This is a genomic window from Gordonia sp. WA4-43, from assembly GCF_020520305.1.
GTDB classification, from domain to species: Bacteria; Actinomycetota; Actinomycetes; order Mycobacteriales; family Mycobacteriaceae; genus Gordonia; species Gordonia hongkongensis.
This window is the reverse complement of sequence record NZ_CP084736.1, coordinates 2,040,049-2,054,607: the sequence shown is the minus strand read 5'-3', so window position 1 is coordinate 2,054,607 and position 14,559 is coordinate 2,040,049. Positions and strand designations below refer to the sequence as shown.

The 14,559-nt window shown below is 67.2% G+C and carries 2 protein-coding genes (1 of these 2 only partly in view); both read left to right on the top strand.

What is annotated here, in order from left to right; translation table 11 throughout:
- Positions 1-11 precede the first annotated feature (11 nt).
- Complete coding sequence (locus LEL84_RS09085; RefSeq protein WP_413466976.1) at positions 12-8,084, top strand: amino acid adenylation domain-containing protein; 8,073 nt, start codon at positions 12-14, stop codon at positions 8,082-8,084.
- Positions 8,077-14,559, top strand: the start of a protein-coding gene (locus tag LEL84_RS09080; protein ID WP_226513851.1) for a non-ribosomal peptide synthase/polyketide synthase. It continues 14,592 nt past the right edge of the window; the window shows 6,483 of its 21,075 coding nt (coding positions 1-6,483); its start codon is at positions 8,077-8,079; its stop codon lies off the right edge, out of view. The genes LEL84_RS09085 and LEL84_RS09080 overlap by 8 nt, the downstream gene beginning before the upstream one ends.

Genomic DNA, 14,559 nt, shown 5'->3' with positions numbered 1-14,559 from the left:
CGCTGCCGACGATGGCGCGACTTCGGCGAGCCGAGGAGAGATTGGAAGCAATGGTTGGGGCGGAGCAGCCCGAGGTATCGACGAGTTCGCGCGAGCTACTGCCCTTGACACCCGCCCAACGGGGGATGTGGTTCGCGGAAACACTCTCTCACGACTACTCGGTGAACATCGCCCAGTACGTCGTGATCCGGCACGAGCCCGAAGGGTTCGACATCGACCTCTTCGTGAACTGCTGCGAAGAGGTCGGCAGGAGCGTCGAGTCGCCCTTCGTGCGACTGGTCGAGGTCGATGGCGTGCCGATGCAGTACGTCGACCTCGCGTATGACCAGCACATGGACGTCCTCGACTTCCGCGGAGAGCCGGATCCGGAAGCGGCCGCGATCGCCTGGATGCAGGCGGAGTACCGACGGCCCGTCGACCTCCTCAACGATCAGTTCATCGTCATCTCGCTGTTGCGTGTCGCCGCCGACCGTACGTTCTGGTACAACCGCTGTCACCACATCATCCTCGACGGCTATGCAGCGCTGTCGGTCATGCGTCGCACTGTCGACCGCTACAACGCCCTGCGTCGGGGTGCGGAGCGGGTGGACAAGCCGCCGATGACAATGGCCGAGATCGTCGCGTACGAGGACGCCTACCAGACCAGTACGCGCCGGATGAAGGACCGGGAACACTGGCTGACGCGGGTGCGCGACCTCCCCGAGCGGGTCACGCTCTCGCACAGTTCAGCCAACGCCCCGGTTGTCCTGGACAACATCGTCGTCAGCACTCAGCTCGACCCGGGGCTTCAGCAGCGGCTTGTCGCCACCGCGCGCGACTGCGATTCTTCGATGGCTGTTCTGCTCTCTGCGGCGTTCGGGGCCTTCCTCGCCCGGATGACAGGCGCCGACGACGTCGTGCTGAGTCTTCCGGTCACCGGCCGATCCACCGCGGCCGTCAAACGATCCGGCGGGATGGTCTCGAACATCCTGCCCATCCGGTTGCGTGACGTCTTCGACGTGACGGTGCGGGAGTTGATCGCCGCGACGCAGTTGGAGCTCACCGGCGCACTCCGACATCAGCGCTACCGCTCCGAGGACATCAAGCGGGACGCAGGTCTCGATGGCAGCAGCTACGGGTTCGGACCTCGAATCAACATGGTCTTCTTCGATGAGCCCATCGTCATCGACGGTGCCGACATCGAGTACCGAATTCTGACCTCGGGCATGCTGGAAGACCTGCTGGTCAACCTCTACCAATCGGGTCCCGATGCGCCGTTGATCGTGGACCTTCACGGTAACCCGAACCTGTACACGCAGGCGGAGATCGAGTCGCACCATCGGCGCTTCCTGGATTTTGTCGACGAGTTCATCAGCCGTCTCGACACGGCGGTTCCCGACCTGAATCTGCTGGTGGCCGGAGAAGCCGACCAGTTGGCGGCGTTCGAAGAAGGACCTGTGGTCGCAGGGACGACCGACCCCGGATTGCTGGACGCATACCTCGATCAGGTGGCGGCGCATCCCGACCGGATCGCGGTGGCAGACGACACCAGAGAGTGGAGTTACGGGCAGTTCGACGCCCTGAGACGTTGTGTCGCGCGGGACCTGGCGGCCCGAGGGGTGTCGCCCGACGATCGTGTGGCCGTGCAACTCGACCGGAGCATCGAGCAAGTTGTCGCCATCTACGCGGTCGTGTCGCTCGGGGCTGCCTATGTGCCGCTGGATCCGGGTGCGCCGGCGGTCAGACGCCAGGCGGTCCTGGCGACCGCGCAGCCGCGCCTGGTCATCGACGCCGAGTATCTGGTGTCCATCGGTTTCACCGCGTCGGCGGGTGACCCCGAGACACCCGCGGCACCGCCCATCAGCCGTGGACACAGCGCTTATGTGATCTTTACGTCGGGTTCAACCGGTGTACCCAAGGGCGTCGACGTTCCGGTCTCGGCCGTCGCGAATCGTCTGGCCTGGATGCAGGTCAACTATCCGATCGGCGACGCGGACGCGGTTCTGTACAAGACCCCGTTCACCTTCGACGTCTCGGTCTGGGAGTTGTTCTGGCCGCTCCAGGTCGGCTCGCGCATGGTGATCGCCCAGGCGGATGGCCACCGTGATCCCGACTATCTGCGCAGGCTGATCGCTCACCGCGGCGTGACTACGATGCATTTCGTCCCGTCGATGCTAGAGGTGTACGTAGACGCCACACCGCGGGGAACGCCGCTGCTACCACCAAGCGTGAGACGCGTATTCGCTTCCGGCGAAGGGCTTCCCGCCCGGTTGGCCGAGCGCGTGGTCAGGGCCTCCGATGCCCAGTTGGTCAATCTCTACGGACCGACCGAGGCGGCGGTCGATGTGACCGAGTACTCGGTGCGCGGCGGCGAAACGGTGGTTCCGATCGGTCGGCCGGTGCCGAACACCCAGACGTACATCCTTGACGATCGCCTGCGTCGGGTCCCGATTGGCGTCGCGGGCGAACTCTATCTTGGTGGCGCGCAACTTGCCGACGGGTACGTCGGGCGGGAGGCGTTGACCGCCGAGAGGTTCGTTGCCGACCCGTTCGGAAGCGGCGTTCGGATGTACCGTACCGGGGATCTGGTGCGGTGGAACGCCGACGGCGACATCGAGTACATTGGGCGCACCGACTTCCAGGTCAAGATCCGCGGGCAGCGGGTCGAACTGGGCGAGATCGAATCGGTGCTGTTGTCCGAGGGCAGCGTGGACACCGTCGCGGTACTGGTGCGGAGCGACACCGGCTCTCCCGCGATCGTCGGCTATGTACGGTCCTCCGCCACCGGTGCCGACGCGGCAGAACTCACCGACCGCCTGCTCCATTGGTGCGCGCGGAATCTTCCGCGTTACATGATTCCGGCCGCGCTGGTGGTGCTGGACGTTTTTCCCACCAACTCGTCGGGAAAGCTCGATCGCGCAGCTCTTCCCGCTCCCGAGTACTCCTCGGTCGCGGATGTCGAGTACGTGCCACCGGTAACAGACGCGCAGAAGCAATTGGTGCAGGTGGTCGCCGACCTGCTGGACGACGGCCCTATCGGACTGCGGCACAATATCTTTGCGCTAGGCGCTGACTCGCTGACCGCAGCCCGGCTCGCGTCTCGGCTGCGCAGGGAGAGTGGGCGCGACGTGCAACTCGCGGATGTCTTCGAGAGCGCCGACATCGCGGAACTCGCAGCGCGGGTAGCAAATTCGCCAGCGGCTCACGAACGAATCCCGTTGCGTCCGATGACGCGGCCGTCACCGATGCCGGTCGCCTACGCTCAGACCAGACTGTGGTTCATCAACCGCCTCGATCCTGCCTCGGCCGCGTACAACATGCCCGCCGCCGTGCGACTCGGAGACGACGTCGACCTTCCGGCGTTGCGATCGGCGGTGCTCGATCTTCTCGGCCGGCACGAGGTCCTTCGGACAAGGTTCCCTGCGGTCGAAGGTGAACCGATCCAGGAAGTCTCGGCGCTACCGCAGGTTGCGGACCAGTTCGCGTTGCCGGTGCACGAGGTGGCAGCGGATGAACTCGCGTCAGCGGTCGCCTCCAAGGCGTCAGCCGGGTTCGACCTGATCACGCAGATCCCTTTCCGGGCAACGCTCTTGCGTTCCGTTGGCTCCCACGTGCTCGTGGTGGTCCTGCACCACATCGCAGGCGACGGCGCTTCGCTGCGGCCGCTGGTCACCGACCTCCTGACCGCCTACACCGCGCGACACAACGGGTTCGAACCCGACTGGTCCCCCTTGCCGGTCCAATTCGCCGACTACACGCTGTGGCAGCGAGAGGTTCTCGGTGCAGCCGACGATCCGGAGTCGCAACTGAGCTCCGAACTCGACTACTGGCGTAGGGAATTGTCCGGGCTGGCCGAGACCTTGGAGTTGCCCGCCGATCGGGCGCGGCCCAGGACACCGTCGGGTCGTGGTGCATATGTGGACACCGAGCTGTCGGAGAACCTCGCAGGCGAGATCCACCGTCTGGCGGCCCGGCTGGGGGTCACGCCGTTCACCGTCCTGCACACGGCATTGGCAACGGTGCTCGGGCGCCTGGCCGACGTCGACGATGTCGCCATCGGAACTGCGATCGCCGGTCGGGATGAACCGGCCACCGCCGACATGATCGGCATGTTCGTCAACACCGTGGTCCTACGAACTGCGGTGACGCCGGCGGCGACGGCCATCGACGCGATCATCGCCGCGCACCGGACCCGGACCCGCGCGATGCAACACGCGCATGTGCCGTTCGAGCATGTGGTCGAAGCCGTTGCACCGCAACGTTCCCGTAGCCACAGTCCGCTGTTCCAGGTGAGTTTCACCATGCAGCGGGACACCGCCTCGGCAGCGAGCATCGAGGGGCACGGCGGCGCGTTGCTCGACGCCCGGCCGGGCATCGCAAAGTTTGATCTCGAAGTCGCGGTGACCGATCGGACTCACACCTCCGGCGGTATGACGATCGAACTCTGCTATGCCACTGACCTTTTCGATCCCTCCCGGATCGAGACCCTGAGCGACCAATTGGGCACCGTGCTCGAGGCGCTGGTCTCAAGGCCGGATGCGCCGCTCGGCCGCATCGACCTGCTCGATGAGGCAACCGTCCGGGCACTGTCGGAACCGATCGTCGCGCAGGAGACCCCCGGAACGTTGCGCGCACTGATTGAGACCGGCGCCGCGAAGGCGGCTCCGCTGAGCCCGGCGATCGTCGGGAATGGCACGCTCACATATCGTCTGTTCGCCTCGCGCACCAATCAGCTGGCCCGCGAACTCATCTCACGCGGTATCGGCGCCGGCGACGTCGTCGCAGTGAGTATCCCGCGGTCGCATCAGTCGGTGGTGGCCATGGCGGCGGTGGCCAAGGCCGGAGCCGCGTTCGTGATGGTCGATCCACGACACCCGGCCGACCGCCGAAGCGGGCTGATCACCGACGCGCGTGCGGCGCTGGGGCTCACCTCCACGGAGGTGCCGGATCGGCCGGCCGGGGTGGACTGGATCGTCCTCGACTCCGAGACCGATGAACTGCAGCTGGCCGGGCACAGCGGCCGCACGGTGACCGATGCCGAGTTGGTGCGGCCGGTCCGTCCGGACAACGCCGCCTACATCCTGTTCACGTCCGGCTCGACCGGAAAACCGAAGGGTGCGGTGGTCAGCAATCGGGCCGCCGCCAACCTTGCGGTGAACACGGCACGCAATCTCGAATTGACCGAGACCTCGTGCATGCTGCACGTGGGTGCACCGAGTTTCGATGCGGCGATATGCGAGCTGGTGCCGGCCTGGCTGGCGGGCTCGAAGGTCGCCGTCGCCGACTTCGACACCTTCGCCGGGGCTGCACTGGAAGCCTTTGTCTCCGAACATCAGGTGACTCATGCGGTGCTGACTCCGGCTGCTGCGGCAACGCTGGAACCGGTCAACGTGCCGACCCTGAAATGGTTGCTGTGCGGCGGGGAGCGACTCTCGCCAGAGGTTGTCCACCGGTGGGCCAGGTTGGGTGACCGAAAGATCAACAACGGTTACGGCCCGACGGAGGCCGCGGTCTGGGTCACCTGGGACGGGCCGTTCCGCGTCGGCGACGACGTGACCATCGGCGCCGTCGACAAGGGAATCGGGGTGGTCCTCCTCGACGGTGGGCTGCGGCCGGTCCCGACCGGCGTCACCGGGGAGCTGTATCTGCTCGGTGAGCAGGTGGGCCTGGGCTACCTGGACCGCCCGGACCTGACGGCTGCGAACTTCGTCGCGAGCCCGTTCGCCCCGGGCACCCGGATGTATCGCACCGGCGACCGCGCCACACAGCGACCCGACGGTCGGTTCGACTACCACGGTCGTCAGGACTTCCAGCTCAAGATCCGTGGCCAGCGGATCGAGCCGGGCGAGCTCGAAGCGGCACTGATGGATCACCCTGCGGTCACCCATGCGATCGCCCTGGGCATTCCGGGACCCGCAGGAGACACGGTTCTGGCAGCGTACGTGACGCTCGGCCCGGGTAGTGAGGTGACGGCCGGTGAACTCACCGATTATGTCGGTGACCGGCTGCCGGCCTTCCTGGTTCCGCGCGCCGTACAGATAGTGGAGGATTTCGAGTGGACCCCGATCGGCAAGATCGACCGTAAGAAGCTGCCGCTCATCGACTTTGCCTCGGGTGCTGCCTACGAGGCGCCCCGGACCCAGCTCGAATCGGTGATCGCCGACATCTTCGGTCAGGTGATAGGCCTGGAACGGGTCAGCGTCAACGACGACTTCTTCGCGCTCGGAGGCAACTCCCTCTCCGCGACCAAGGTCGCTTCGCGACTGAGCGTCGCACTCGACGCCGATGTCCCGGTGGCCGCGCTGTTTGACGCCCCGACCGTGGCCGCACTGGCCGAACGCTCGGTCGAACTCATCGGCGGCCGGCCAGCGGTTCCGCTCGGACCACACGTCCGCGCCGAGGCTGTCCCGGTCTCCGGTGTCCAGCGCGGCATGTGGCTGCTCAACCGGGCCGACCCGGACTCTCCGGTCTACAACATCGCGCTGGCGCTGCGCCTGGAAGGCGCCCTCGACGTGTCGGCCCTGCGGGCCTCGGTCGCCGACGTCCTCGCACGCCACGAGTCGTTGCGGACGAGCTATCCGATGATCAACGGTGAGCCAACACAATTCATCGGCACCGTCGACTCGGTCGTCCGGCAGGTCACGCTCGAAGAGGTGACGGTCCACGGCGCGCTGGAACCGGCGATCGCCGCAGTCACCGGTCGCGGCTTCGATGTCACCATCGCCCCGCCGGTCCGGTTGGCCCTGCTGCATGTCGCGGCCGACGAGCACGTCGTCGTGTTGGTCATCCACCACATCAGTGCCGACGGTGTGTCGATGGTGCCGCTGGCGCGTGATCTCATGCTCGCCTATGGTGCACGGACCGCGGGCCACGAGCCGGCCTGGGTGCCACTGCGAGTTCAGTACGCGGACTTCGCACTGTGGCAGGCCGAACGTCTGGCCGCGGCAGACGCCGCCGGCATCACCGAACGGGACAGCCAGCTGGCCTACTGGCGCAGGCGCCTGGCCGGGGCACCGGAGTCGCTGAACCTCCCGACTGACCGCCCACGGCCGCCCACGCCGAGTTTCGACGGTGCCACGGTGCCCTTCGAGATTCCGGCCGAACTGGTCGCGGGTCTGGAGTCGGTTGCCGCTCGGTTCAACGCGACGCTGTTCATGGTGACTCAGGCCGCCTACGCCCTGATGCTGGCCCGGCTGTCCGGGAGTACCGACGTCGTCGTCGGCACACCGTACGTCGGCCGCAGCGATGCCGCTCTCGAGGACGTGATCGGCATGTTCGTCAACACCCTCGCGCTGCGGACCACCGTCGATCCCGGCGAGGAATTCGCGGCTCTGCTGGCCCGGGTGCGGGCCGACGATCTGGCTGATCTGGCCAATACCGACGTCTCCTTCGACGAGGTGACCACCGCGCTGGACATCGCCCGCACGTCGGCGATCAGCCCTGTCTTCCAGGCGATGTTCTGGTTCCAGAACATCGAGTTCCCGTCGGTGTCCCTCGGCGAGCTCACCGTCTCGCCGGTGCACGAGGAGCTGACCGCGGCCAAGGTCGATCTGCAGCTCACGCTGTTCCCCGACGATCCCGCCGATCTCGGTCAGGGCCAGGCGCCCGGACCGATGCGCGGGGAGTTGCTGTACGCCTCGGACCTCTTCGACGAATCCACCGTCGAGAAGTACGCGCAGCGATACCTGCGGATCCTGGAGCAGATCGCAGACGATCCGTCGATCGTGGTCGGCGACATCTCGATCACCACCGGCGACGAGTTGTCGTCCGGTCCGGAAGCCACCGAGGAGCCGGCGGCTCCGCTTCCGGAACTGGTCGCCCAAGCCGCGGTTCGGGCGCCGGAGGCCCCGGCCCTGTCCGGAGTAGGCTCGGAGGTCACCTTCGCCGCGCTGGCCGCGATGACGACGGCGATGGCGGCGGCGCTGCCGGATGCCGACTCGGCGCTGGTCACCGCGCTGATGAGTCTTGTCCCGTCGCTGGCCACCGATGGTCCGGGTGGGCTCGGCGTGGCGCTGGAGACGATCCGGAGCAACGCGACCGAGGCAATTTCCACGTCTACCCACCGCAACATCACCGATTTAACGGAGCAGGATACTGGTGTCTGATCTCACTGTGCTGGCGGCAAGCTTCTCTCGGACGTGGGGGGCGTCACCGGCCACAGCGGATCTGATCGCGTTCGCCGCCGTCGCCGGACCAGACGTCACCGCCTTCGAGGGGGTGGCCGGGCCGGTCACCTTCACCACACTGAATACACAGGTGGCAGCGACCGCAGGTGTCTTCGCCGCGCAGGGCCTCGATCCTGATGTCGCCGTCAGTGCCGCGATCACCCCGGCCGTTGCCGCCGGACGTGCGCCCGAAGAGATCGCCGAGGCCACCAAGGACGCACTGGAACAGGTGCGGAAGGCGGCATTCGCGCTCGTCGGCAGCACCGATCTGGGTTCGCTCCCGGGCATCTTCCGGTCGATCGCATCCCGGTTCGGCGACCGGATCGCGCTGACCGACATGGCCGGAACCCAGCTCACCTACGCCGAACTCGACGCGCGGTCGGATGCTCTGGCTGCGGGCCTGATCGCCGCCGGCGCAGGTCCCGAAGAACTGGTGGGCGTCGCCCTCCCGCGCGACGCGGACCTGATCGTCGCGCTGCTGGGCGTGGTCAAATCCGGCGCCGCCTACCTGCCGCTGGACCAGTCGCATCCGCTCGACCGGCTTGCCGCCATCGTCGACGATGCGCATCCCGTGCTCGCGCTCACCGATTCGCAGACCGTCGCAGCGTGGGCCGATCTGGCCGTCGACCTGACCACCATCGACACGGTGACCGCCCGGGCCACCGCACGAAGTCACGAGGCGATCCCGCAGCGCGTGCACGGCTCGCACCCTGCCTACGTCATGTACACCTCGGGGTCGACCGGAAAGCCCAAGGGCGTGGTGGTGACCCACGACGATGTGGTGACGCTGCTGTCGGCGATGGGCCAGGAGTACGACTACTCGCCCGACGACGTCTGGACGATGTTCCAGTCGTACGCCTTCGACGTTTCGGTCGGCGAGATCTGGGTTGCCTTCGCGTTCGGTGGCCGTCTGGTGGTGCTCGACTACCTCACGACCCGAACTCCCGACCGCTTCGTCGAGGTTCTTGCCGAAGAGTCGGTGACAATCGTGAACCTGACGCCGTCGGCGTTCTACCAGCTAGCCGGGGCAGTTCGCGAGCCGGCACCGGGCACCATGCCGCAGTCGGTCCGCTCGATGATCTTCGTCGGCGAAGCCCTCGACTTCGAACAGGTGCGCCGTTGGTTCGTCGACCGTCGGCGCTACGACGGCAACGACGGTCCGGAACTGAACAACATGTACGGGCCCACCGAGGCGACGGTGTACATGACCCGGCGGGTGCTGACCCCGGACTTCGTCGCGGCGACCTCCGCCAGCGACGTCGGCGCTGCACTTCCCGGTTCGCGGATGTACGTCCTCGACTCTCGGCTCGCCAAGTGCCCGGACGGCGTGCCGGGTGATCTCTATCTGGCCGGCGACCAGCTGGCCCGCGGTTATGCAGGCCGATTCGGCCTCAACGCCACTCGTTTCGTCGCCGATCCGTACGGCGATCCCGGCGAACGGATGTACCAGTCCGGCGACGTCGCGATTTTCCGCAACGGCAGCCTGGAATTTCTCGGCCGCGCCGACGATCAGGTGAAACTGCGCGGTTACCGCATCGAGCTCGGCGAGGTGGAGGCCGGGCTGCTGGCCGCCGACGGGGTGAACGCGGCCGCCGCGGCCATCAAGTCCCGTCCGGGCTTTCCCGACCAGCTGGTGGGGTACGTCGTCGGCGCCAACGCCGACGGCAGTGAACTCGACCCCGCCGAGATCCGGCGAACGGCCGCCACCAAGGTCCCCGACTACATGGTGCCCGACATCATCATGACCCTCGAGCAGTTGCCGCTGAACGTCAACGGCAAGCTCGATCGCAAAGCCCTGCCGCAGCCCGTCATCACCGCCCAGGCCGAGTTCGTCGCACCCGCGACGCCGACCGAAGAGGTCATCGCCCGAGCCTTCGCCGAGGTGCTCGGCCTCGACGAGATCAGCGTGGTCGAGTCGGTGTTCGACGTCGGCGGCAACTCGCTGCTGGCCGCGCGGATCGTCGGGCGGGCCTGCGACGAACTCGGCGTCGAACTCAACCTCCGGGACCTCTTCGAAGCGCCGACGGTCCGTGCCTTCGCCGAGCGAGCCGGCCACGTCGAGGCCGGGCTCCCGCCGATCGTGAAGGTCGATCCCCGGCCGGCGGACGTGCCGCTGTCGTTCGCACAGGCGCGCATGTGGTTCATCAACCAGTTCGATCCGAGCGAGGCAACCTACAACCTCCCGGCGGTACTGCGGCTGACCGGCGACCTGAACGTCGAGGCGCTGCGGGCAGCGGTGGTCGATGCCGTGATCCGTCACGAGGTGCTGCGCACCGTCTTCCCGAGCCGCGATGGCGCACCCGTTCAGCAGGTGTCCCCGGCGGACGAGGTGCGTGAACGACTGGACTGGCAGGTCGTGTCGTCCCGCGAGGACGTGGTGGCAGCCGTCGCCACCGGCTTCGACGTCGCACGGGACTGGCCGGTGCGAGCCCGCCTGCTCACCGAGGACGACGGCTCCGCCGTGTTCGCCTTGGTGGTCCACCACATCGCCGCCGACGGCGAGTCGATGGCACCGCTGGTCGGCGACATCGTGACCGCTTATCAGGCACGCGTCGCCGGCTCGCAGCCCGAATTCGCCCCGCTCGCAGTGCAGTTCGCCGACTACGCACTGTGGCAGCACGAGGTCCTCGGTTCTCCCGACGACTCGAACTCGGTGATCGGCAAGCAGATCGGGTACTGGCGCGAGCAGCTGGCCGGCCTTCCCGACGTTCTGGAGTTGCCGGCGGACCGCCCGCGTCCCAAGGTCGCCTCCCATCAGGGTGCGCAGCTGCCCTTCACCATCCCGGCTGAGATCGGCGAGCGGATCAACGAGCTTTCCCGTGCCAGCGGAACAACGGCTTTCATGGTCGTCCATGCGGCGCTGGCGGTGCTGCTGTCGCGATTGAGCGCAACCGATGACATCGCCGTCGCCACCCCGATTGCCGGACGCGGACAGTCTGCGCTCGACCACTTGGTCGGCATGTTCGTCAATACCCTGGTGCTGCGCACCCGGTTGCAGCCGGGTGTCTCCTTCGCCGACCTGATCGATCAGGTCCGCACCGTGGATCTCGACGCCTTCGCCCACGCCGACGTGCCCTTCGAGTCGGTCGTCGAGGCGCTGGATCCGGTGCGCAGCGAGGCATTTTCGCCGCTGGCCCAGGTGATGTTGTCGTTTGATCCGGCGGGTTCTGCGGAGAACCTCGAGGTCTCGGTGGCCGGTGTCGGCTTCGAGTTGCTCGATCCGCCGGTGGTGCCGGCACAGCTGGATCTGTCGGTGATCATCCGGTCCGGCACCGAGGGTGATTGGGCCGGGACGGCCGTGTTCGCCACGGATCTGTTCGATGCGTCGTCGGTGTCGGTGATGATGGCGCGATTCGTGGGGCTGCTGGAGGACCTGACATCGGTGCCGTCGCGGCCGGTGGCGGATGCGGTGCTGGGCTCTGAGGAGGAGCGACTGACCTTGCTGTCGGCGTCGTCGGGTCCGGTGTACGCGGTGCCTGCGGAGACGATGGCGGATGCGGTTGCGGCGCAGGTGGCAGCTACTCCGGGGGCGGAGGCGTTGTGGTTCGAGGGCCGCAGTGTGTCGTATCGAGAGTTCGGCGCGCGGGTGAATGTGTGTGCGCGGGAGTTGATCGCGGCGGGGGTGGGCCCGGATGTGGCGGTCGGTGTGGCGATCGACCGCAGTGTGGAGATGGTGGTGGCGATCCATGCGGTGGTCGCTGCGGGTGGGCAGTATGTGCCGATTGACACCGAAGCGCCGGCTGATCGTGCCCGGTACATGAGCGAGACCGCGGGCGTGCGTGCGGTTCTCGTGGCGGCCGGGCAGCGTCCGGCGTGGCTTGATGAGCTCGTCGGACGTGCTGGCGCCGTCGTTGTCGTGGAGGTTGATGCGCGGGGCACCGTGGACCTGTCTGCGCCGGCGGTGACCGACGCTGATCGGTTGGCGCCGTTGCGTGCCGATCACGCCCTGTACACCCTGTTCACGTCGGGGTCGACGGGCCGCCCAAAGGGTGTGACGGTGACCCACCGGGCTGTGGTCAACCGGTTGCGGTGGAGTCTGGACGTGTTCGTCTGGACGACAGGTCATCGGGTGACGTTGAAGACGCCCTACACCTTCGATGTGTCGGTGGTGGAGTTGTTCGCGCCGGTGATGGCGGGTGCGTCGATGGTGATCGCGCGGCCGGGTGGGCATACGGATCCTGAGTATTTGGTGGGTTTGTTGGAGGAGTCGGCGGCGACGTCGGTGCATTTCGTGCCGTCGATGTTGTCGGTGTTCCTGGATGTGGTCGATCCGCAGCGGTTGGCGGGTCTGGACAGTCTGACGTGGTTGTTCGCCTCGGGTGAGGCGTTGGCGCCGGCGGTGGTGGCCAAGGCGCGGGCGGTGTTGCCCGAGCGGGTGGGCATTCACAACCTGTTCGGTCCGACCGAGGCCGCGGTGGACGTCTCGTGGGCGGATGTGTCGGATGCGCCGGAGGTGGTGAGCATCGGTGCGCCGGTGTGGAACACCTCGATGCTGGTGTTGGATGCCCGGTTGCGTCCGGTGCCGGTGGGGGTGCCGGGTGAGTTGTATCTGGGTGGGGTGCAGCTGGCGCGCGGTTATGCCGGGCAGCCGGGGCTGACGGCGGAGCGGTTCGTGGCCGATCCGTTCGGTGCGCCGGGGACGCGCCTGTATCGCACGGGTGATCTGGTGCGGTGGAACACCGGAGGTGAGATCGAGTATCTGGGGCGCACGGACTTCCAGGTGAAGTTGCGTGGTCAGCGGATCGAGTTGGGTGAGATCGAGGCGGTGCTGGCGGGTGCGCCGGGTGTGGTCATGGCGGCCACCACGGTCGTGCAGACCCCCGGCGGGGCGGATCATCTGGTCGCGTTCCTCACCCCGGCGTCGGTGGATGTGGCGGCGGTCAAGGCGGTGGCGGAGGAAGCGCTGCCGTCCTACATGGTGCCGTCGCTGTGGATGACAGTCGACGAGCTGGCACTGGGCAGCGCTGGTAAAATCGACCGGCGCGCCCTGCCGACGCCGGACTTCGGAGTCCTCGACACCGAGTACGTTGCTCCGGCGTCGACGCTCGAGCAGCAACTGGCCACCGTGGTCGCAGGTCTGCTCGGCGTCGAGCGGGTCGGCGTCACCGAGTCGTTCTTCGCGCTCGGCGGTGACTCGATCATGTCCATCCAGCTGGCGTCCGCGATGCGCGCGGCCGGTCATCCGTTGACCCCACGACAGATCTTCGAGCACAAGACCGTCCGGGCGATGGCCGCGGCCATGAAGAGCGAGGGGACCGCGCTGCCGGACCTCGCCGAGCTTCCCGGCGGCGGTACGGGAGAAGCGGTGCTGCCACCGGTGATCTCGTGGATGCTCGAGTTCTCGGACTCACCAGCGGATTTCGCCGACTACTCGCAGGTTCTGGTCCTGGCTGCGCCGGCCGACCTGACCCCAGGCGCACTGAGTGAGATTCTCGGTGTCGTCGTCCGGCATCATCCGATGCTCACCGCCGTACTCACCGAGACGCCGAACGGCTGGCAACTGGTCGCCGGCGGCGACTTCGACGAGATCGCCGCGGTCACCGAACTGTCCACGACCGCGACGGTCGGTACAGAGGGCTTCGACGCAGACCTGATTGCCGCCCACGCTCAAGCTGCCGCGCGACTGGACCCGGCGACCGGCCGGCTCGTTCGCGCCGTGTTGGTTCGCGATGCCGCAGGCGCACAGCGCATCCTGATGGTGATCCACCACATCGGTGTCGACGCGGTCTCGTGGCGTGCCATCATCGAGGACCTGGTCACCGCCTGGGCGCAACGAACGGCGGGACAGCCGTATCAGTTGCGCGAGAACAGCACCTCGGCCCGCACCTGGTTCGGCGAACTCGCTGAACGGCTTTCGGTGCGCACCGACGAGATCGGACATTGGCTGCAGCGACTTCCGGTGCAGCCCACAGATTTCGGTACCGCCATCGATCGTGGACGGGACCGGCAGCACACCTCCCAGACCGTCGCGCACCGATTCGCCGCAGATGTGACCGATGCCCTCCTCGCCGCCGTGCCAGAGGTCTTCTCCGGCAACGTCAACGACGCTTTGCTCGCGGCTCTGGCCCGCGCGGTACGCGGTTGGCAGCAGTCGCACGGGATCGCCGACTCGTCGCCGGTCTCGGTGCTCCTGGAAGGCCACGGTCGCTACGAGGACGTGCTCGCCACCGGTGAGTCCGCGGTCCGTGCCGATCTCTCCCGGTCGGTCGGCTGGTTCACGTCCATAGCCCCGATGAGCCTGGATCCGGGTGTGGATGTGGTGCATGCGGTGAAAGCTGCCAAGGAGGAGCGGCTGTCGCAGCCCGACTTCGGACTCGGCTTCGGTTGGCTGCGGTACGCCGCAGACACCGAGTTGGCGCAGCGTCCGCTCCCATCCATCCTCTTCAACTACCTGGGCGCCGCGACTGCGGGCGAG

What these genes read in the sequence shown, in the direction of transcription:
- LEL84_RS09085 (WP_413466976.1), top strand. Translation starts at nt 12, where the DNA reads ATGGCGCGACTTCGGCGAGCCGAGGAGAGATTGGAAGCAATGGTTGGG.